The sequence below is a fragment of the Synechococcus sp. R65.1 genome (assembly GCF_047461755.1).
Taxonomy (GTDB): Bacteria; Cyanobacteriota; Cyanobacteriia; order Thermostichales; family Thermostichaceae; genus Thermostichus.
In genome coordinates this window covers 34619-54023 of the sequence record NZ_JANSHU010000006.1, presented here as the reverse complement: position 1 = coordinate 54023, position 19405 = coordinate 34619, and the positions used below count along the sequence as shown (strand labels likewise).

Here is a 19405-nt window from a genome sequence, read left to right as displayed (position 1 = left end):
AGTAGCGGAAAAGGCTGACTTTCCCGCTACCCGACCTGGCAGCAGTTACCCTGAATCCCGAGTCGTTGACTCGACCAGCTATTTCTCGCGAATGCTCCTAAGAAGCATGGAGAGGCGGCTGACCAAGGAGGGCTTAACCGGCTCCCTTGTCTCTCCACGGTTACTTGCTCCCGAAGCCTTAGAAGTGCCCACCAGAGAAGGCTGAGGCATAGCTATTGGGCCTTCACAGGGAGCGATGAGTCCAAGCTTAGCTAAGCGCGCGCAGGCATAGCGCACCTCCAACAAATCAGCCCCCAATGCCCGCGCTAGATCAGCTAGCTTGCGGGAAGGAGAGACCTGCTCCAAGATCGACCACTCCAGCGGCGAAAGCTTGTATAGAGGAAGCTCAAGGCTGGTGCGCCAGAAGTAGCTGTCCGGCTGAGGCAAGTTTTCTTCCCGACGTTGATCCTGCTTCAGCTGCTGCAGCCCTTCCAAAACTACGGCCGAAGCCTCCTTGCTTAAGCCAGTCATCTCTTGATAGGGCAACGGTACGTTGGGTAAGAAGCTGAACTGGCCCGCTTCCAAGGCAAAGAGGCAGTAGAGCCCCACTTGCAGTTGATGGCGAAAGAGCTTGACCAAATCTACAGGGGAGATCAACCCTTGCTGCTGCAGGCAACGCCCCAGAGGTTCCTCTAGACCCCTGGCAACCAACTGGCTAATCACCTGGCTGTCCACTAGCCTAGAGCCAGTTAGCAGGTTTTCCAAGCGATGCTTTTCTTCAGGGGGCAAAGCGGCAATCACCCGGCCTTGATAAAGCCAGATGCGGTAGATACCATTGGGCGCCCAGACAGACAATTGCCCCGATTTCTTACCCTTCTCCATCAAATGCAATAGGTCGCTCAGGGAGAATTCCTGAAGATCCCCTAGCATTGCCATACTTTTACTCCCCTTGCCCCTCTAGGATCAGTTTCTCCAGTATTTTCACGGATCTTGCTCCGTTAGGCAAAAAACCAAAGAGTGCCCTCATGGGCTAGTCTGAACTTAATCATAAGCCCAGGTTGCAAAAGGTTAAAGATGATGCATTTTTTAGTCAGAGTTAGTCGAACTTGCTAAATTTTCCTAACTTGTATGCAGCAGTTGCTATGTCAGCAGCTCAGTAAAAACTCGGAAGATTAACAAATATTTAACAATCAATGTTCGGTTGTTCGCAGCCTCTAACACTTTTTAGCTGTAGCTACTCGAAAATTCACGGGGCACAAATGTTCTCCTCAAGAGAATCGAATTGAGGGTTACACTGAGGGAGCTCAAGGCCATGAGACCCCCAGCCATTGCCGGGCTCAAGCCAATGCCAAAGGCGGGCAGGAGCACCCCTGCTGCCAGCGGGATCCCCAGCAGGTTGTAGCCAATAGCCCAGAGGAGGTTTTGCTGGATCTTGTGAAAGGTGGCGCGGCTGAGACGGATGGCTTCCACGACGTCCCAGAGGCGGTTGCGCATGAGGATGATATCGGCAGTCTCCAGAGCGGCAGCAGTAGCAGAGTGCAGGGCAATGCCCACATCGGCCTGGGCTAAAGCCGGTGCATCGTTGATGCCATCGCCCACCATGGCAACTCTCTGGCCCTGGGCCTGCAGATCTCGGATGACTTGAGCCTTGTCGGCTGGCTGCACCTCGGCGATGACGCGGATCCCTGGCACCTGCAAAACTTGGGCCACCTGGTGAGCTACCTCGGCTCGATCCCCAGTCAGTAAGACCACCTGTAGGCCCATTTTCTGGAGCTGTTGCAGCGTTGCCTGGGCATCAGGCCGCAAGGGATCCTGGGCCGCCAGCAGCCCTGCCAGGGATCCCTCTACAGCCACGCCCACCACCGTTTTGCCAGCTTGCAGCAACACCTCGGCTTGGGCCTGCGCTGGAGGGGAAATCGGGATCCCCAGGGTAGCCAGCCCCTCGAGGGAGGCCAAGATAACCTGCTTTCCTTCCACCCGCGCCGAGGCTCCCACTCCCGCCTGGGTGTAAAACTCGTCGGCAGAAAGCAGGGGCAGTCCTTGCTCGCGGGCGGCTCCCAGGATGGCTTGGGCTAGAGGATGGCAAGTGCCGCTTTCCACGGTGGCCGCCAGCTGCAGCAGCCGAGCCGGATCCAGGGAGGGGTCGAGGGCAAGGCAATCCGTCAGGTGCGGATCCCCCTGGGTGAGGGTGCCGGTTTTGTCGAAGACGACTGTTTGCAAGCGGTGAGTCTTCTCCAGGACGTCGCCGCCGCGGATGAGCAGTCCCCGCTCCGCTCCCAGGCCGGTGCCTACCAGAATGGCTGTCGGCGTGGCCAATCCCAATGCACAGGGGCAGGCCACCACCAGCACCGAGATAGCCAGCTTAAGGCTGAGGAGCAGGGGAGTTGAAGGAGGGGGGTGATCCCCCAGGTGCAGGTAGGAGTGGAGGCCAACTCCCATCAGGATCTGGCTTCCCCAAAGAGGGATCCCGATCCAGTACCAGAAGGCGAAGATGAGAAAGGCTAGCGCCACTACGGCGTAGGTGAAGTAACCGGCCACCCGGTCGACCAGGCCCTGGATGGGGGCCTTGCGGGCTTGGGCTTCCTCCACTAGCCGGATAATCTGAGCCAGGATGGTGTCTTTCCCAGTGCGCGTAGACCGACACAGCAGCACTCCCGATTGGTTGACCGTCCCGGCCACAACCGGATCCCCTGGCTGTTTGAGCACGGGTAGGGATTCCCCGGTGAGCATGCCCTCGTTGACCATGGCCTGGCCGGCAATAACCTCCCCATCCACCGGGATCTGTTCGCCAGCGCGCACCTGCAGCCAATCCCCTACCCGGACTTGTTCAATGGGGCACCATTCTCCCTCCTGGGATACCCAGTCGGATCCCAGCCCTTTCTGGGCTCGCAGCCGGCGAGCTGAGGTGGGGTACAGGCTCACCAAAGCCTGCAAACTGCTAGCAGCCCGCAGACGGCTCTGCTGTTCCAGCGCCCGTCCCAGCAAGATGAAGCTGAGCAGCATCACCGGCTCGTCGAAGAAGCACTCCCAACCCACCTGCGGGGCCAACAGCCCCACCAAACTGGCCAGGTAGGCGGATCCGGATCCCAGGGTAACTAGCGTGTTCATGTTGGGAGCTAGCCGCCGCGCCGCCCGCCAGCCGTCCAGGACAATGCCCCGAGCTGGGCCAAGAAAAGTCAACGTCGCCAACCCCCAGTGCAGCCAGACGTCGTTGAGAACGGGCAAGCCCAAACGGGTGAACAGATCCAGGTGGCCAGCGGCAGAGACCAGCAGCAAAAAAGTGGCGGCGAGGGCCTGGCGACTTTGGTCTTGGGTTTGCCGCCGCTGCCGGGCCAGGGGATCCGCGGGCGCGTCCAGGGCCTTTTCGCCCGCTACCAAGGGGGCCTGATTTTGGGGAAAAGTGCTGGGAAACCCCGCCTCTGTCAAGATCCGGGCCAGCTGTTCTGGGTCAGGCTGGATCCCGGGGGCAAATTCCACAAGGGCCGACTCGGTAACCAAGTTAACCCTGGCCTTGACCACTCCAGGCTGGCTTAGGAGCAGCTGCTCAACGGTCCGGACGCAGCCAGCACAACTCATCCCCCCTACTTGGAGCAGCAGGGATCCGTTCCCAGCCAATTCTGAGGGCCTATCCTCCACAGCGGGCTTGGCTGGCTGGGTTTCTTCCCCAGGGTGCGGCGCCTCTGCAGGGGCCATTACAGGGACTCCCTCGACCTCGCTTTTTGGCGCCATCGGCAAAATCAGGAATGAGGGGTACTCTCCCCATCCTAACGCTGGGATCCCCGCCACTACCCCCTTTGAACTCGCCGCTCAAACTCCTCGCGGGTGGCATCCACCAGTTGCACTGCCTCTGGATAGAGATTGGGGTGGTTTTGCTTGAGCCAACTCAGGAGGCGCGCCAACTGGGCTGTGCAGAGATCCAGATCGGCCTGAAAAATCACCGCCGCCGCCATGTGCTGGGCATACTCAGGCGGGTGGCCTCTTTGGGTTAGCTCTGCAGTCAGGGCAGCCAGAGCCTGCTGACGAATCGAGGGCAAGGGGCCTTCGGGGGTGGACATGGGCAAGATCCCCTAGTCGGCGGAATAGCGGCGCAGGGCCAGGGTCACGTTGTGCCCCCCAAATCCGAAGGCGTTGACCAAGGCCACGTCAACAGCCATCTGCCGCGCCTTATGGGGGACAAAGTCCAGCCCTTCGCACTCGGGGTCGGGGTTATCCAAGTTGAGGGTGGGGGGAACCCAGCCGTGGTAGATGGCTAGGGCCGTCGCTACGGTGGCAATGCCGCCTGCTCCCCCCAACAGGTGGCCGGTCATGGACTTGGTGGCGCTGATGGCTAGGCGAGGGGCATGCTCACCAAAAACTGCCCTGATGGCCTGCGCCTCGGCAACATCCCCCACCGGCGTGCCGGTGGCATGGGCGTTGATGTGCTGCACCTGGTCAGGCTGGATCCCGGCATCTTTAAGGGCTAGCCGCATCGCACGGGCGGCACCTTCGCCAGCGGGGGCGGGGTTGGTGATGTGGTGGGCGTCGCAGGTGAGGCCGTAGCCGACGATCTCGGCATAGATCTTGGCGCCGCGGGCGCGGGCATGCTCCAGCTCCTCCAGCAGCAGGATCCCTGCCCCTTCCCCCATGACAAAGCCATCCCGATCCCGGTCAAAGGGCCGGCAGGCCTGCTCCGGGGCGTGGTTGCGGGTGGAAAGAGCTTTCATGGCGCTAAACCCGGCCACCGACAGAGGGGTTACGGCTGCCTCCGTACCCCCCGCAATCACAGCCTGTACCTCTCCCCGCTGCAGGAGCCGGAAGGCATCACCAATGGCGTTGGAGCCGGAAGCACAGGCTGTTACCGTACAGAAATTGGGCCCCTTGGCGCCAAAGTGAATGGCCACGTGGCCTGCTGCCATATTTGCAATCATCATCGGCACCATAAAGGGGCTGCAGCGATCTGGCCCTTTCTGGAGATAAATGGTCTGCTGCTCTTCCAAGACCCGGATGCCGCCGATGCCGCTGCCCAGCACCACCCCCACCTGCTCAGCATTGAGATGGGTAATCCGAAATTGGGCATCCTCTAGGGCCTGCTGAGTGGCAGCCAACGCCAGGTGGACAAAGCGGTCAGTGCGCTTGACATCCTTGCGATCTAGGTAGTCGAGGGGATCAAACCCCTTCACCTCCCCAGCAATGCGGCACTCGTGGCGGGAGGCGTCGAAGTGGGTAATTGGCCCAATGCCAGAGCGCCCTGCCAGCAAGCCCTGCCAAAACTCAGCAGGAGAATTGCCAAGCGGGGTTATTGCCCCCAGCCCCGTGATGACGACGCGACGCTTGGAGGGGAGTGGAACGGACATAGGAGCAAGGGCAGGATCTGTAGACAACGCTAAATCAGGGGAAGGCCCCCATCCTCCCGCAGGTTATGCAGCTTTCTTCTTGGAGAGGATGTAGTTGACGGCATCCTGCACAGTGGCAATGCCCTGAGCGTCCTCATCGGGGATCTCTAGATCGAACTCCTCCTCGAAGGCCATGACCAGCTCGACCGTGTCGAGGCTGTCAGCCCCTAGGTCGTTCTGGAAATTGGCTTCCAGGGTTACTTTGTCGTCTTCCACTCCCAGCTGCTCGGACACAATCTTGCGAACACGCTGGTAAACTTCCTCGGCGCTCATGCTTGGAACCCTAGAGTCTCTTAGCTATGGCTATCGAAGCACCCCCTATTGTATCGGAGAAAGGTTCTCCTCTTACGGAGCTCTACCCGCTTTTTTGGCCGCAGAGGGGGGAGGTGGCTTTTCCGGTTCCAGAAAGAGCAGCTAGGATAGTCAACTGCACCTCAAGTTGGATTCTCAAGGAGAACCTGCTTCCATGCCACGCGCTTACGAAACGATGCTGATTGTGCGCCCCGACCTCTCGGAGGAACCCCTCGCCCAACTCCTTAGCGAACAGGAGTCTCTCTTGCGAGAAAACGGGGCAACTGAGCTAGAAATTACCAACCGTGGCAAGCGCCGCTTCGCCGGGTTTGAGATGAAGAAGTTTAAGGAAGGACTGTACATCCAGGTCAACTACAAGGCCGAGCCGAAGACAGTGGCCACCTGGGAGAAGAATCTGCGCATCAACGAGAACGTCCTGCGCTACATGACCCTGCGCCTGGATTGAGTCGACAGAATCCCGGCCAGAGCACAGACTAGAAATATAAGGCCCTAGCAAAATTCCCGTGGCTTTGTTATGAACTCGATTGTTTTGATGGGGGAGGTAGCGAGCGAGCCAGAGCTGCGCTACACACCTGACAACTTGGCAGTTGCCTCTTTGCTCTTGCGCTTCCCCAGCTCGCGCCCAGAGGAGCCGCCCTACCAGGTGCGCGTTTCCTCTTTTGGAGAACTGGCCAAAAGGGTGGTGGACACCTGCCATGTGGGCGACCAAATCACAGTGGAAGGCCAACTGCACATGAATGTGGTGGAGCGAGATGGGCGCAAGGAAAAGCTGGCCGAGATCACCGCGCGCCGTGTCCATCAGCTGGGATCCGCTCGCGTTCTCTCCCTGACGGGGATGGGCGAACCGGCGATTGTGGAATCCTCTGAGGGGGATGTGGTTTCCCCACCGGAGCCGGACGATCTCCCGTTCTAACGGTTGCGAGACTTGCCGGGATCCCCCATGTCTCAGGAACTTGCTGCGGGTGAACCTTTGAGATCCCTGCGGGTCATCGGCTACTCGGTGCAGGGGCGTCCTATTCACCTTTGGCAGCTCACCCAAGGGATCCGCTCCTTGCTGCTGCTCGGCGGGGTACACGGGGATGAGGTGGAGGGCTATGCCCTGATCGAGCGCTATGTGGCTTCTGGGAAACGGGGATCCCTGGCCGGGAAAGCGACCCTATGGGCGATCCCACGCCTGAACCCGGATGGCTGTGCCTTGGGGCAACGGCTCAATGCCAACGGCGTCGATCTCAACCGCAATCTGCCCACCCAAGATTGGATCCCGGCCTCTTTGGAAGCTCGCTATCCGCCCGGAGCAGCCCCAGGCTCCGAGCCCGAGACGCAGGCGTTGTTGGGGGGCTTGGCCCAGATGCGGCCCCAATTTATCCTTTCTGCCCACTCCTGTCAGGCACACCCCTGCGTGAACTACAACGGCCCTGCCCTTGAGCTGGCCCAGGTGATGGCCGCTTGCAACGGCTTGCCCATTACCGCCGACATTATTGGCTACCCTACCCCTGGTTCTCTGGGCACTTGGGCAGGGCAGGAACGGCGGATCCCAACCCTAACGCTGGAAATCCTGCGGGGCACTCCCCTCGATCAAGTCTGGCAAGAGCAGGCCGAGGCGCTGCAGGCGGTGTTGGAGTGGGCAGCCCAAGGCGATGCCTTCTGACCGGTGTCAAGATCTCTGAACTTTCGTTGCCAATCTGCCTAGTTCGTTCAAGATATCTGGGGTTTTCTCACCCAAATCTTCTACAACACAGATAGGTGGGGCAGAGCAGAAACACAGATAGGTGGGGCAGAGCAGAGGGGAGCTTGGAGTCGAGGGAAAAGGGGTCAGAGGTCAACCCCGAAGTCACGCTGCTTCTGCCTTGTGCCCCGCTGTTAGCCATCTGGAGGAAGCCGATATGTTCAGCAGGATTTTGGTGGCATTGGATCGGTCGGAGCTGAGCGAAGGGGTATTTCAAGGGGCTCTGCAGGTGGCAAAAGCCATGCAGGCCGAGATGATGATCCTCCATGTTCTGTCTCAGGAAGAGCCCGGTGCCCCAGAGCCCCCTATGATTCTGGGCATGGATTACAGCTCCGCCATCAGCGCCGAGCTGTGGCAGTCCTACCGGGAGCAATGTGCCATCTTCGAGCAAAACCAGATCGACTACCTGCGCTCGCTGGTGGAGAAAGCGGCTGAGCACGGGATCCGTGCTGAGTACAGCCTCAACTACGGCAACCCCGGTCGGGTCATCTGCGATCTGGCCCGCTCTTGGGATGCGGACTTGGTGGTGGTGGGCCGCCGCGGCCACTCCGGCCTGAGCGAGCTGTTTTTGGGCAGCGTCAGCAACTACGTGCTCCACCGCGCTCCCTGCTCAGTTCTCACCATCCAGGGGGAGACCCTGAAGAAGGGATCCCAGCCCCAGGCAAACCAGGTGGCTGCCCCGCCCTCCTAGGGCGAAGCGGTGGGAGCAGGCGTTCCTTCCTCTGCCCCTTTCTCCTCCAGAAGACGCTTGACTTCTGTTTCAATGCTGTTGAAGGTGCTAAGGTCAAGCACAGCGATATCGGGCTGGCGGCTGCTGCGAGCGTAGGCCCGCAGGCCAGCAGAGCTTAGGCTCAGGGTCAAGGGCTCCTGCTCCGTCTCAGGCTTGGGTGTAATGTCAAGGGTAAGGTCGGGAGCAGCTAGGGCCTTTTGAGCCTCGGGATCGGTTGCGGGCACGAACTCCTTGGCGCGGGCAGCGTTGAGGCTGGCAAAGAGGGAGCTGAGGTTGACTACCTGGCCGGGCCGTTCTGGGTTTTCCCAGCGCACCTCCAGGGATCCCTTCTCCTGGGGCAGAGGATTGAGGGTAACCCGCTCCCCTTGGGATTCCAGGGTAACTGGGCCCACCTGGTTGGGGTTGAGGCGGGCGATGCGGTGATCCCGCAGCTCCTCGAAGTCGGAGCGGAGAATGTCGGCGGTGCTGGTGAGGAGGGTGGCCACCGCCGGGTGCTCGGAGGTGATGACGTACACCTGGCCCTCTTTTTCCGCTCCCAAGGCCACAGTCAGGGTTTTGCCATCCTTGAGCTCAACGGTTAGCTGGGCAGAAGGCTTCTCCAGACCATAAGGAGCCAGCTCCGCTTTGGTTTCAGCCGGAAACTCCACCGCTTGCAGGCGAGACAGCGTACTGAGCAGACGGTCGACATTGAGGTCATCAGCAGGCAGCACCCGGGGCTCGACGATCTGCCAAGTCTCTTCCTGCCGCTGCAAACGGACGACCTCTGCCTCGGCTAGTTGCACTTGGAGAGACTTCACCGCTGCCCTATCAAAGCTCAGCAGGGTTTTGTCCCGCAAAGCCAAGAGGGAAGGCAGCAGGGATCCCTTTTGGCTGCTGGCAAGAAGCACTACTTTTCCCCCTTCGGGCTGGGCGTAGAAGCCAGAGCCGTCGAAGTTGTCATTGCCGATGGCCAGCCGGTAGGGCTCCCCTTCTTTGGGGAAGAGGGCAATCTGCTGGCGCGGCTGATCCAGGCCAAAAGCAGCTAGATCGTTAGCTTCCTCCAAGGTTAGCTGAGGCGTGAGGCGGGAGAAGGTGTTGAGCAACTGCTCCACCGGGAAGTCCAGCGCCGCTGACTGGATAGGCTGGCGGATGCGCCAACGGGATCCCTTTTCTCCTTCCGGGGTCCGCTCCAGGAGGATAACTTCTGGCTGGCTGTCTTTCTGCTGGCGGATCTCGATGCGGGCAATGGTGTCGGGGGCAAAGTGGAAGAGCCGCGCCCGCTCCGCCTGCTGCTGCTGGCGCAGTTGCTGAAAGCTGTCAAGGAGGAAATACCCCAGAAGAGCAGCCACTGCCAAGCCCAAGAGAATCCAAGTGCTGCGCTTGAACATGCTTGTCCTCCTCCAGCTCTACCGCCTTTGCCACCAGAGCACGGCTCCCGATCCCAACGCCACCAGCGGCAGCAGCACTGTTGATCCCAGGATCAGCCAGCGGAAGTTTTGTTCCGTCAACGTGAGACGGCGGTCGGTAATGGACTTGGGGCGGATGGAGATTTGTTCCGTTCGCTCAGCAAGCCAGTTGAGGGTGTTGAGGAAAAGATCGCGGTTGCCCTGCTGCCGCAAGTTGCCGTTGAGGGCAAAGTTGACATTGCCAACCACCACCAAGCGGGCCTCTGGCGGCGCCCCCTGGGATTCTGACTCCTTCTTCTCGCTATCTAGGCGGCGGGTTAGGGCTACGCCGAGGGTTAGGGGGCCGGGCTTGTCTTGATCTGGCTCAAACTGCAGTGGGCCGCTTTCCAGATTGGGGCTGGTTTCCCCCCAGCTCTGGGGGCTGCTGCGCAGCAGAGGGGTAGCTTGGATCCCTTGCCGCTCCTGGGTTTCCACCGAGCGAGCTAGAGGGAAAAGAGTCATCAGCCGCTGGGCAGCTAGCGGGGCAGTGATGGGGTGATCCCCGTAGTCCGTAACCAAGGCTACGGCTGGCCCTGTCCCCAGAAGCTGGCTGATGCTGCTGACCTCCAGGATGAGGTCATCCTTGAGAACCACGCCCCACTCTTGCAGCAAGGGATCCAGGCCGGCATCCACCCGCGGCCCAATCAAGACCAGCAGCCGCCCTCCCTTGGCCAGGTAGTTTTGCAGCTTCTCCACCTCGCCAGGAAACAAAGCCCGCTGCGGCCCCGCCAACACCACTACATCCGCCTCCTCGGGGATCTCGGCCTGGACAAGGTTCAAGGGCTCCACTCGATAGCCCTCCTGCTTGAGAGCGGCCACCGCCTGGGCCAGGGTTGGGGTGCCCTCTCGAGCTTCTAGGCTTACTTCCCCATGTCCCTGGACAAAATAGGCCACCACCTCGCCGCGGTTGACCACCTTGGCCAGCACCGGGGTGAGCTTACTCTCCAACTCAGGGGCGGGTGGCTGGGGCAGTTGCTGGCGGCTGTTTCCAGCTTCCACCACCAGCGTGTTGTTCTGGGTTACCTGCAGCCGCTGGACGGTGAGAGGATCGCGGTTGGGATCGACGAACTCAAACTGGAAGCGGTCGGGGTTGAGGCGGCGGTAGCGCTCCAGCTGTTCCCGCAGGTTGGGATCGGGAGCGGTGGTTACCGCCCAGACTTTAACAGGTTGCGCCAGTCCCTGCACCAGTTGCCGGGTCTGAGGCGACAGGGTAAACAGGCCCTCCTCGGTGAGATCCAGGCGCAGGTCGTAGCGCACCGCCACCACATTCACCAGCACCAGAATGACGGCCATAGCCGTCACCGCCACCAGGATGTTGGCGTTGGTTTGAGTAGAGCGCAGGCCCAGGAAGACGCCGACTTCCCGTTGGTGGGTGAGGCCCCACACCACCACTAGGGCCAGGCCTGCTGCCAGCAGGCTCAGCGGCACAGCCGTCCAGCCCGTGAGGATAGCCCCCACCACCAGCCCAATGGTGATGACGCCCAGCCCAAGGATCCCCGTCCAATCTGCAAGTACCCGCCAATCCTTCATCAGCACACGTCTCCCAGGACAACCCTAGCCTTGCTGCCAGCGCAGGCTTTCCACCGCTTGCACCGTGGCAAACAACCCCAGCAGGATGATGCTGAGGAAAAGGACGATGCTACTGCTGCTGAGGATCCCTTGCACCCAGTTGCTGTACTGCTGCAGCAGCGAGACATGCCGCAGGGTAGCGGCAATCCACGTGTTTTCCTGGCCCGCTGCAGCGTCGATGACCCAAAGCAGCAGGATGAGCCCAAAGGTGGCCACTGCAGCAATGAGGGTGCTGTCGGTTAGGGAAGAGATGAACAACCCCAAAGCCATGACGCTGCCGGCCAGCAGAGCAAGCCCTACGTAGCCCATTAGGGTTAGGCGGTAGTCCACTGCTGGGTTAGAACTGCTCAGCACCAGCACGTGGTAAACCAGAGGCGGCAGCAGCAAGGTAATGAAGAACACCCACACCGCCAGCCACTTGCCCAGGGCCACCTCCAGGTTGGTAATGGGGGAAGTGGCCAGCAGCTCCATGGTGCCCCGCCGCCGCTCTTCGGCATAGGAGCTCATGGTGAAGATGGGCAATAGAAATAAGGAAAGGGTGCCCAGCAGATTGAGAAACTGCTGCGACAGGATGGTGGCAGCATCAAAAGGGTTCTCCTGGCCAAACTGGGCAAACAGATCCACCTGCTGGGAAAAATTGATGACCCGCACCAAGATGTTGACAAAGAAAAACCCTGCCAGCCCCCAAAACACTGCCGCCACCACATAGGCAATGGGGGAGGTGAAGTAGCCGCGCAGCTCTTTGCGGAAAATGGCAACCACGCCGTTCATGCCGCTTCCTCCAACGCGCCTGCTGCTTCCTCTTGGGTGGTGAGCTGCAGGAAAATTTCTTCCAGAGAAGCCTGAGGACGGCCAATCTCGTAGAGGTCGATCCCTGCCTGCACCAGAGCCCTGGCCACCTCTGGGATCCAGCCCTCTGCGGAAGCATTGCTCTTGAGCTGCAGCTGCCAGCGAGGGGGATCCGCGGCCAAGGGCTGTACACTTACCACCTCCACGTGCAGCAGGTTCTGCAGAGCTGCTCGAATGGCCGCTTCCTCGGCTGCCCCCACCACCAGCTTTGCCTGCTGCCGATCCTGCAACTGAGCCGTCAGCTCAGCGGGCGTGCCGACAGCCGCCACCTGGCCGCGGTTGATAATCACCACCCGGTCGCAGGTCATGCTTACCTCCGGCAGGATGTGGGTGGAGAGGATGATGGTGTGCTCTCCTGCCAGGCTTTTGATCAGGTTGCGCACTTCGATAATCTGCTTGGGATCCAGCCCAATGGTGGGCTCGTCGAGGATGATCACCGGCGGGTCGTGCACCAGAGCTTGGGCCAGGCCCACCCGCTGCTTGTACCCCTTGGAGAGCTTGCGGATAAGGGTGTGGCGCCTGTCTTCCAGACTGCAGCGGCGGATGACCTCGTCTACTCGCCTAGGTCGGTCACCGGCACTGACCCGCTTGATCTGGGCCACAAAGTGCAGGTAGGCCTCCACCGTCATATCGGGGTAGAGGGGCGGGTTTTCCGGCAAATATCCAATGCGCTGCCGCACCGCCATCGGGTTTTCGTGCACATCAAACCCAGCCACCCGCGCCGTTCCTTCCGTAGCAGGTAGATACCCTGCCAAAATGCGCATCGAGGTGGTCTTGCCGGCGCCGTTGGGCCCCAAAAACCCCATGATCTCGCCGGCATTGACCTGGAAAGAGATATCGCGGATGGCGGTAAAGCGGCCGTAGGTTTTGCTGAGGTGCTCCACTTCAATGGCAGCTCTGGCTACTGGAGCTGTGGGTAAACCGGTCATTGGCGCTTCCTCGCCTAGAGAGTTAGCGGCAGTTGCTGGCCTAGAAGGCCTAAGGCAGACGCCGAGGCCATCTGCAAACTTAGCATAGCGACGCTCAGCAGGAGCACAGGGGATCCCCATCCCCCTTTTGGTGGGGACTCAAGGCGCCAGGGATCCCCACTCCTCCAGCCCCAAGACCCGGCTCTCCCCAGGGCGGGCCGCTACCACCTCCCCAATGGGGAAGGCTTCGGGGAGCAAGGATCTCACCCGATTCTCCTCCTCAGGAGGGATCACCAGCACGTAGCCCACCCCCAAGTTGAAGGTGTTGAACATCTCCAAGGTTTCCACCTGGCCCTGCTCCTGCAGCCAGAGAAACTCCGGCGGAACTTGCCAACTGTGGGGCTCTATCCGCGCCGCCTGGTCAGGAGCCAAACAACGGGGCAGGTTTTCCGGGATGCCGCCGCCGGTGATGTGGGCCATGCCGTGGAGCTTGACCCCTGCTGCCTGGAGTTTCTGCACTGCTTGGACATAGATGCGGGTGGGGGTGAGAAACACCTCTGCCAACGGTCGATCCCAGCCGGAGGGTTGGTAATCCCAAGACCAGCCCCGCTCGGCCACAATGTGCCGCACCAGGCTAAAGCCGTTGCTGTGCAGGCCGCTGCTGGGCAAGGCCCACAGCCGATCCCCCAACTGCACCCGCGCGGTGTCTAGGATATCTGCCTTGTCCACGATCCCGACACAAAATCCTGCCAGGTCGTACTTTCCAGGCAGGTAAAATCCCGGCATCTCCGCCGTCTCCCCTCCCAGCAGTTGGCATCCAGCTTCCTGGCAGCCCGCTAAGATGCCATCGATGACTTGCCAGAGGGCTTCCAGCTCCAGCTTGCCAGTGGCAATGTAGTCCAGGAAAAACAGCGGCCTGGCTCCCACCGTCAGCACATCGTTGACACACATGGCTACCAGGTCGATGCCGACGCCGCGGTGCTGCCCCCACTGCTGGGCAATCTCCAGCTTAGTCCCCACTCCATCGGCAGCGGCAACCAGCACCGGGGCAAGGTAGCCCTTTGGCAGCTCAAACAAGCCGGCAAAGCCACCAATGCTCCCCAAAAGTCCTGGGGAACCTGCACCAAACCGCTCAACGCGCTCCCGAATCCCTTGGACAAAAGCGCGTCCGCGAGCGATGTCAACCCCTGCTGAGCGGTAGTCCAAGATGCCGAAAGGCCTTGTGATAACTGGGCTTGGGCTTTTGCGCCTGGGCGGGCAAACCCGTCACCTCAAAAATCCATGGTACATTAACTTCCGTTGTTTTAACCCTCGCGTTGGAAGTTGGACGAGTTGAAGAGGAGCGCGGCCTCATGCGAACTCAAAAATGGCTCGGACAGGGACTGGCTCCTGCCCCCAAGCTGGGCTTGGTTAGCTGTCTCTGTGTCACAGCCCTGAGCTGGCCCATGGGCCTGCTGAGTGAGGCAAGGGCCCAAGCGTCAGCCCGCAGGGGATCTGCCCCCACCCACGCAACAGAGCTACCGCTGGAAAACCCTTCGCTCTCCCCTGCTGCCGATCTGGTCTTTGCTCCCCAGTCCAAGGCTTCCCTTCCCGCAAAACTTGGCACCTTGAACCTGCAGGACTTTTCCCCTCAGGCAAGTTTCTCCCCGCTACCTGAAGAGCCTATCCTCAAGATTGGCGAACAGCAGCAGCCTGCTCTTCAACCCATTGCCACCCTCTACTCCTACGCAATGGACGGGCGGCAGGCAGTAACCGTCTATGTGCGGGACTTGCCCATCGTCACCTTTATCGAGCACCCTCGCTTGGAGCCGCCGCTGCTCCGGGCCAGTTCTCTGGTGGCCCAGCTCAACCAAATGGCGCAGGGATCCTTGAAAGACACCACCATCACCCTAGCTTGGACGGAGTTCCAAGCCGGAGATCCCCTCTATGCCGTTCAGGTCAACGACCAGGAACTGTTGCGCATTGACGAGGGCGTGCTGCTGGTGGATAGCCAACGCCCAGTGGATACCGCCCTTTTGGCCGCCAATCGGCTGCGCCGGCTGTTGCTGGATGCCCCTCCTCTCCCCGCTCCCGCCTTGCCGCAGCTTGCCACTCTACCTGCCAGGGCCGCCGCTCGGCCGCCGCAAAGGACAGCTCAGCAGGATCCCCTTTTCATGGTCGAGCGAGTGCAGGAAGGGATCGCCTCCTGGTACGACCTGCACCCCACTCGGCATGAGATGACGGCAGCCCACCCTACTCTGCCCTTCGGGACCGAGGTGCGGGTAACCAACCTGAAAAATGGCCGCCAGGCAGTGGTGCGCATCAACGATCGCGGCCCCTTTATCCCAGGTCGGATCATCGACCTCTCCTTGCGGGCGGCAGAAGCCCTGGGCATGGTCCGCGCAGGACTTGCCCCAGTGCGCCTGGAAGTGCTGCGGCGCCGCTAGAGTAGAGGCGAAGGTAGCTCAGTTAGTGGAACATGCTGCTGACGGAGCTATCTTCGTGGATACGCCAGATGGCTTCCCCTAGGACACTGGCCACCGAAAGGATGGTGAGGCCGGGAAACTGCTTCTCTGGAGGAACAGGAATGGTGTTGGTGACAATCACCTCTTCAAAGAGGCCACCCCGCAGGCGCTCAATAGCGGGATCGGAAAAGACGGGATGAATGGCACAGGCGTAAACTGCCTTGGCTCCTGCCTTGCGCAGCAACTTTGCCCCTTCAGAGATAGTGCCCGCCGTGTCGATCATGTCATCCACAAGGATGGCAATCTTGCCCCGCACGTCGCCGATGAGGTTCATGACCTCCACATCGTTGTGGGCCTGGCGGCGCTTGTCAATGATGGCTAGCGGAGCTTCCTTGAGTTTTTTGGCAAAAGCCCGAGCCCGGGCCACGCCGCCCACGTCAGGAGACACAACCACAATGTCTTCCTCCAGCAGGCCCTTTTCCTTGAGGTAGGCCTGAAGAACCGGCTGGGCATAGACGTGGTCAAGGGGGATGTCGAAGTAGCCCTGGATCTGGGCCGAGTGCAGATCCATGGCCAGCACCCGGTGGGCTCCCGCCTGAGTAATCATGTTGGCCACCAGCTTGGCGGTGATGGCTTCCCGCCCTGCAGTCTTGCGGTCGGCGCGGGCGTAGCCGTAGTAGGGCAAAACGGCAGTGATCTGGCGGGCAGAGGCGCGGCGGCAGGCGTCAATGATCACCAACAGCTCCATGAGGTGATCGTTGACTGGGCGGCAGGTGGGTTGGATTAAGTAAACATCAGCGCCGCGAATTGACTCCTGGATTTGAATGTACAGCTCGCCATCGGCAAAGCGCTTGCGCAGGATTGGCCCTAGATCCAAGCCCAAATATCGAGCTACCTCCTGGGCCAGGGCTGGATTGGCACTGCCGGAAAATATCTTCAGTCGGTTGCTCTCAGAAACAGGCGGCGGCGGGGAGGGACGAAGAAAGGGGGCAGAGCGAACCACAGATCGGTGTTGAACTCGTCCGTAGTAGCGCCCGAAGGCATGCTTCGCTATCGTAGCATCAGCTTTTCCCCCCTAAGCAACTAGGTTGAAGTCCCTCTAGGATGGAGAAAGTTTGCAGGGAGGAAAGCCATGCCTTCACTTGCCAATCAGGTGGTGCTGATTACGGGGGCCTCTGCCGGCATTGGGAAGGCCGTCGCCCTGGAAGCAGCCAAACGCGGAGCTTGCCTGGTGCTAGCGGCCCGCCGCGCGAAGCTGCTGCAAGAGGTCAAAACCTTGGTGGAGAAGCACGGAGTAGAGGCGCTGGCAGTGCCCACCGACATGGCCGATACCGCCCAGGTGGAGGCGCTGGCCCAAAAGGCCCTAGAGCACTTTGGCCGGGTGGACATCTTGATCAACAACGCCGGCTACGGCCAAATGGGGCCCGTGGAAGAGGTGGATGTGGCGGCGATGCGGCGCCAGTTTGAGGTCAATGTGTTTGGCCTGCACGCCCTTACCCGCGCCCTCTTGCCCCACATGCGGGAACGGGGCAGCGGCCGCATCCTTAACCTCAGCTCCGTGGCTGGCCAGATCTCGATGCCCTTCAGCGGCGTCTACAACGCCACCAAGTTTGCCGTGGAGGCCCTCAGCGATGCCTTGCGGGTGGAAGTAGCTCCCTTTGGCATCAAAGTTATTGTGATCGAGCCGGGGCCGGTGGCCACCGAGTTTAGCCGCGTGGCTGAAGAGACCTTTGCTGCCGTTGTCAATCCCAACGGCCCCTACAAGGCCATCTTGGGCAAAGCTGCCGAGCTGGCCCGCTCTTTTAACAGAATGGCCTGGCCAGTGGAAAAGGTGGTAGAGCCGATCCTACGGGCCATGACCGACCCTCATCCTTCCGACCGCTACACTGCTTTTACAGGCGGCAAGTTGGCTCTGGGGCTGATGCGGCTAATGCCGGCCGCTCTAGCTGACGCTATGTGGCGACGTGTCTATGGCCTCCCTATCTCGGCCCCGGTGCCCGCTAGGGCAAAGGAACCTACTGCCGCCGGGATCCCCTAGCCTCTGTGGGGTTGTGCCTGGTAGGAGCAAGAGGTTAAGTTTGTTAAAGGACTTTTAATGATGGGGTGTCCTTCTTCCTTATGAACAAGCTGCTTTCCCCCCAGCGCTGGTTGATGGCTCTTGTGCTGGGCTTTTGTCTCTGGCAGGGCTTTAGCCTAGATCCTGCTCACGCCGCCTTGGCCTCTGCCCTTACCTACGACCGCTTCTTGCGCTATGTCGAGGAGGGGCGCGTTACCGATGTGCGCCTTCTAGACAACAACCTGGTGGCAGAAGTTACGGCTATTGATCCCCAGACGCAGCGCTCCACCCGCTATCGGGTCAACCTACTGCCTACGACTGTGCCGCAACTGGTAGACCGCCTTACTGAGAAGGGGATCGAGGTGACGGTGGTGCCTAGCCGCGATGGCAGCGCCTTCTGGGCCATTCTAGGCAACCTGGTGATTCCCCTGATGCTTCTAGGGGGCCTGTTCTTACTCCTGCGCCGGGCAGGTGGGGGAGTGGGTGGCCCTGGGCAGGCCATCAACTTTGGCAAGTCGCGGGCCCGCTTCCAAATGGAAGCCAAAACTGGCGTTACGTTCGACGACGTAGCCGGGATCGATGAGGCCAAAGAAGAGCTGCAGGAGGTGGTCACCTTCCTGAAGAAGCCGGAGCGCTTCACGGCCGTGGGGGCAAAGATCCCCAAAGGCGTGTTGTTGGTGGGGCCCCCGGGGACGGGGAAGACCCTCTTGGCCAAGGCGATTGCCGGCGAGGCAGGAGTGCCCTTTTTCAGCCTTTCCGGCTCCGAGTTTGTGGAGATGTTCGTCGGCGTGGGGGCCTCGCGGGTGCGAGATCTCTTCAGGAAAGCCAAGGAAAACGCCCCCTGCATCGTTTTCATTGACGAGATCGACGCCGTGGGTCGGCAGCGGGGGGCTGGCATTGGTGGCGGCAACGACGAGCGCGAGCAAACCCTTAACCAGTTGCTGACGGAAATGGATGGGTTTGAGGGCAACTCGGGTGTCATCGTTATTGCCGCAACCAACCGTCCGGATGTGCTGGATGCGGCTCTCCTGCGGCCTGGACGCTTCGACCGCCAGATCACGGTGGATCGACCCAGCTTTAAGGGCCGCTACGAGATCTTGCGCGTGCATGCCCGCAACAAGAAGCTGGCGGAAGAGGTCAGCCTCGAAGCTATTGCCCGCCGTACCCCTGGTTTTGCCGGCGCTGATCTGGCCAACCTGCTCAACGAGGCGGCCATCCTGGCGGCCCGTCGCCAGCATAAGGCCATCACCAACCAGGACATCGACGACGCCTTCGACCGCATCACCATCGGCCTGACCAAGCCGCCGCTGTTGGACGGGAAGAGCAAGCGCCTAATTGCTTACCACGAGTGCGGCCACGCCCTGTTGATGACCCTCTTGCCCCATGCGGATCCGTTGAACAAGGTGACCATCATCCCTCGTTCTGGGGGTGCCGGCGGTTTTGCCCAGCAACTGCCCAACGAGGAGCAGATTGACTCCGGCATGTACAGCCGCGCCTGGCTGTTGGATCGGGTGGTGGTCGGTTTTGGCGGTCGGGCAGCGGAGGAGATTGTCTTTGGCTACTCGGAAGTGACGACGGGGGCCAGCAACGACCTGCAGCAAAACACCAACCTGGTGCGGCAAATGGTGACCCGCTTTGGGATGTCCGAGTTGGGGCCGCTGATGTGGGATCCACCCAACAACGAAGTCTTTTTGGGCGGCGGCTGGATGAACCGCGTCGAGTACTCCGAAGATGTGGCGGCTAAGATCGATCGGCAGGTGCGGCAAATCCTGGAAAGCTGCTACCAGAAAGCCAAGCAGATCCTGCTCGAGCACCGCGCCCTGCTGGATCGTCTGGCCGACACCTTGGTGGAGCGGGAAACCCTGGATGGGGACGAGTTTCGGGCCATTGTGGCCGAGTACGTTCCCATTCCCGAGAAGATTGGCTTGCCCAGCCCAAAGACAGCCTAGGGATCCCCTCTGACTGCCGAATGGACTAGCTTAAGGGGGTAGTTGTCGGGGTCGTGGCCTGGCAACTGTCCTTTTGAGTCGGGTTCT

18 protein-coding genes are annotated in these 19405 nt (G+C 60.6%); 7 read left to right on the top strand and 11 right to left on the bottom strand.

Features of this window, described 5'->3' with window-relative positions; all coding sequences use genetic code 11:
• Positions 1 to 78: 78 nt before the first annotated feature.
• From NW814_RS04395 to NW814_RS04375, 5 genes are all read right to left on the bottom strand, one after another.
• The gene (locus NW814_RS04395) at positions 79 to 915 is read right to left on the bottom strand and encodes a DUF4388 domain-containing protein (protein ID WP_414405341.1); all 837 of its coding nucleotides are present in this window, start codon (positions 913 to 915) and stop codon (positions 79 to 81) included.
• 288 nt (positions 916 to 1203) lie between these two features.
• Complete coding sequence (locus tag NW814_RS04390) at positions 1204 to 3672, bottom strand: heavy metal translocating P-type ATPase (RefSeq protein WP_414405340.1); 2469 nt, start codon at positions 3670 to 3672, stop codon at positions 1204 to 1206.
• A 92-nt stretch (positions 3673 to 3764) separates the two neighbouring features.
• Entirely contained in the window at positions 3765 to 4034 is a 270-nt protein-coding gene (locus NW814_RS04385) for a hypothetical protein (protein WP_414393669.1), read from the bottom strand.
• 12 nt (positions 4035 to 4046) lie between these two features.
• The gene (gene fabF, locus NW814_RS04380; RefSeq protein WP_414405339.1) at positions 4047 to 5312 is read right to left on the bottom strand and encodes a beta-ketoacyl-ACP synthase II; all 1266 of its coding nucleotides are present in this window, start codon (positions 5310 to 5312) and stop codon (positions 4047 to 4049) included.
• Positions 5313 to 5375: 63 nt separating this feature from the next.
• Positions 5376 to 5624, bottom strand: coding sequence for an acyl carrier protein (locus tag NW814_RS04375; protein WP_414393674.1), 249 nt, complete (start codon positions 5622 to 5624; stop codon positions 5376 to 5378).
• 193 nt (positions 5625 to 5817) lie between these two features.
• Here NW814_RS04375 and rpsF point away from each other — a divergent pair, with 193 nt between their 5' ends.
• From rpsF to NW814_RS04355, 4 genes are all read left to right on the top strand, one after another.
• Entirely contained in the window at positions 5818 to 6108 is a 291-nt protein-coding gene (gene rpsF / locus NW814_RS04370) for a 30S ribosomal protein S6 (protein ID WP_414393677.1), read from the top strand.
• A 69-nt stretch (positions 6109 to 6177) separates the two neighbouring features.
• On the top strand, positions 6178 to 6576 hold the full coding sequence (locus tag NW814_RS04365; protein WP_414405338.1) for a single-stranded DNA-binding protein: 399 nt from the start codon (positions 6178 to 6180) through the stop codon (positions 6574 to 6576).
• A 27-nt stretch (positions 6577 to 6603) separates the two neighbouring features.
• Complete coding sequence (locus NW814_RS04360; protein WP_414405337.1) at positions 6604 to 7311, top strand: M14 family zinc carboxypeptidase; 708 nt, start codon at positions 6604 to 6606, stop codon at positions 7309 to 7311.
• A 121-nt stretch (positions 7312 to 7432) separates the two neighbouring features.
• Positions 7433 to 8080 carry a universal stress protein gene (locus NW814_RS04355; RefSeq protein ID WP_414405336.1) on the top strand — a complete coding sequence of 216 codons (648 nt, stop codon included), beginning with the start codon at positions 7433 to 7435 and terminating at the stop codon, positions 8078 to 8080.
• On the opposite strand, the gene NW814_RS04350 is transcribed toward NW814_RS04355, so the two are convergent.
• The 5 genes from NW814_RS04350 to purM form a co-directional block, all read right to left on the bottom strand.
• The gene (locus NW814_RS04350; RefSeq protein WP_414405335.1) at positions 8077 to 9486 is read right to left on the bottom strand and encodes a DUF4340 domain-containing protein; all 1410 of its coding nucleotides are present in this window, start codon (positions 9484 to 9486) and stop codon (positions 8077 to 8079) included. The genes NW814_RS04355 and NW814_RS04350 overlap by 4 nt on opposite strands.
• Positions 9487 to 9504: 18 nt before the next feature.
• A complete protein-coding gene (locus tag NW814_RS04345) occupies positions 9505 to 11073 on the bottom strand; it encodes a GldG family protein (RefSeq protein WP_414405334.1) in 1569 nt (522 codons plus the stop codon).
• Positions 11074 to 11097: 24 nt separating this feature from the next.
• Entirely contained in the window at positions 11098 to 11883 is a 786-nt protein-coding gene (locus NW814_RS04340) for an ABC transporter permease (RefSeq protein WP_414393689.1), read from the bottom strand.
• Complete coding sequence (locus NW814_RS04335; protein ID WP_414393691.1) at positions 11880 to 12890, bottom strand: ABC transporter ATP-binding protein; 1011 nt, start codon at positions 12888 to 12890, stop codon at positions 11880 to 11882. The genes NW814_RS04340 and NW814_RS04335 overlap by 4 nt, the downstream gene beginning before the upstream one ends.
• A gap of 138 nt (positions 12891 to 13028) precedes the next feature.
• A complete protein-coding gene (purM, locus tag NW814_RS04330) occupies positions 13029 to 14075 on the bottom strand; it encodes a phosphoribosylformylglycinamidine cyclo-ligase (protein WP_414405333.1) in 1047 nt (348 codons plus the stop codon).
• A gap of 146 nt (positions 14076 to 14221) precedes the next feature.
• Between purM and NW814_RS04325 the strand changes: the two genes are divergently transcribed.
• Positions 14222 to 15295: a septal ring lytic transglycosylase RlpA family protein gene (locus tag NW814_RS04325; protein ID WP_414405332.1), complete on the top strand. Its 1074-nt coding sequence runs from the start codon at positions 14222 to 14224 to the stop codon at positions 15293 to 15295.
• Positions 15296 to 15317: 22 nt separating this feature from the next.
• On the opposite strand, the gene NW814_RS04320 is transcribed toward NW814_RS04325, so the two are convergent.
• Positions 15318 to 16316 carry a ribose-phosphate pyrophosphokinase gene (locus NW814_RS04320; protein ID WP_414405331.1) on the bottom strand — a complete coding sequence of 333 codons (999 nt, stop codon included), beginning with the start codon at positions 16314 to 16316 and terminating at the stop codon, positions 15318 to 15320.
• A 129-nt stretch (positions 16317 to 16445) separates the two neighbouring features.
• Here NW814_RS04320 and NW814_RS04315 point away from each other — a divergent pair, with 129 nt between their 5' ends.
• Both NW814_RS04315 and ftsH read left to right on the top strand, forming a co-directional pair.
• Positions 16446 to 17351 carry an SDR family NAD(P)-dependent oxidoreductase gene (locus tag NW814_RS04315; protein ID WP_414405330.1) on the top strand — a complete coding sequence of 302 codons (906 nt, stop codon included), beginning with the start codon at positions 16446 to 16448 and terminating at the stop codon, positions 17349 to 17351.
• A gap of 80 nt (positions 17352 to 17431) precedes the next feature.
• Positions 17432 to 19318 carry an ATP-dependent zinc metalloprotease FtsH gene (ftsH, locus tag NW814_RS04310; RefSeq protein WP_414405329.1) on the top strand — a complete coding sequence of 629 codons (1887 nt, stop codon included), beginning with the start codon at positions 17432 to 17434 and terminating at the stop codon, positions 19316 to 19318.
• Positions 19319 to 19405: the final 87 nt, after the last annotated feature.

What these genes read in the sequence shown, in the direction of transcription:
- NW814_RS04350 (WP_414405335.1), bottom strand. Translation starts at nt 9,486, where the DNA reads ATGTTCAAGCGCAGCACTTGGATTCTCTTGGGCTTGGCAGTGGCTGCT.
- NW814_RS04325 (WP_414405332.1), top strand. Translation starts at nt 14,222, where the DNA reads ATGCGAACTCAAAAATGGCTCGGACAGGGACTGGCTCCTGCCCCCAAG.
- NW814_RS04385 (WP_414393669.1), bottom strand. Translation starts at nt 4,034, where the DNA reads ATGTCCACCCCCGAAGGCCCCTTGCCCTCGATTCGTCAGCAGGCTCTG.
- NW814_RS04340 (WP_414393689.1), bottom strand. Translation starts at nt 11,883, where the DNA reads ATGAACGGCGTGGTTGCCATTTTCCGCAAAGAGCTGCGCGGCTACTTC.
- fabF (WP_414405339.1), bottom strand. Translation starts at nt 5,312, where the DNA reads ATGTCCGTTCCACTCCCCTCCAAGCGTCGCGTCGTCATCACGGGGCTG.
- NW814_RS04315 (WP_414405330.1), top strand. Translation starts at nt 16,446, where the DNA reads ATGCCTTCACTTGCCAATCAGGTGGTGCTGATTACGGGGGCCTCTGCC.
- NW814_RS04390 (WP_414405340.1), bottom strand. Translation starts at nt 3,672, where the DNA reads ATGGCCCCTGCAGAGGCGCCGCACCCTGGGGAAGAAACCCAGCCAGCC.
- NW814_RS04395 (WP_414405341.1), bottom strand. Translation starts at nt 915, where the DNA reads ATGGCAATGCTAGGGGATCTTCAGGAATTCTCCCTGAGCGACCTATTG.
- NW814_RS04345 (WP_414405334.1), bottom strand. Translation starts at nt 11,073, where the DNA reads ATGAAGGATTGGCGGGTACTTGCAGATTGGACGGGGATCCTTGGGCTG.
- NW814_RS04365 (WP_414405338.1), top strand. Translation starts at nt 6,178, where the DNA reads ATGAACTCGATTGTTTTGATGGGGGAGGTAGCGAGCGAGCCAGAGCTG.
- NW814_RS04375 (WP_414393674.1), bottom strand. Translation starts at nt 5,624, where the DNA reads ATGAGCGCCGAGGAAGTTTACCAGCGTGTTCGCAAGATTGTGTCCGAG.
- NW814_RS04335 (WP_414393691.1), bottom strand. Translation starts at nt 12,890, where the DNA reads ATGACCGGTTTACCCACAGCTCCAGTAGCCAGAGCTGCCATTGAAGTG.
- ftsH (WP_414405329.1), top strand. Translation starts at nt 17,432, where the DNA reads ATGAACAAGCTGCTTTCCCCCCAGCGCTGGTTGATGGCTCTTGTGCTG.
- NW814_RS04360 (WP_414405337.1), top strand. Translation starts at nt 6,604, where the DNA reads ATGTCTCAGGAACTTGCTGCGGGTGAACCTTTGAGATCCCTGCGGGTC.
- rpsF (WP_414393677.1), top strand. Translation starts at nt 5,818, where the DNA reads ATGCCACGCGCTTACGAAACGATGCTGATTGTGCGCCCCGACCTCTCG.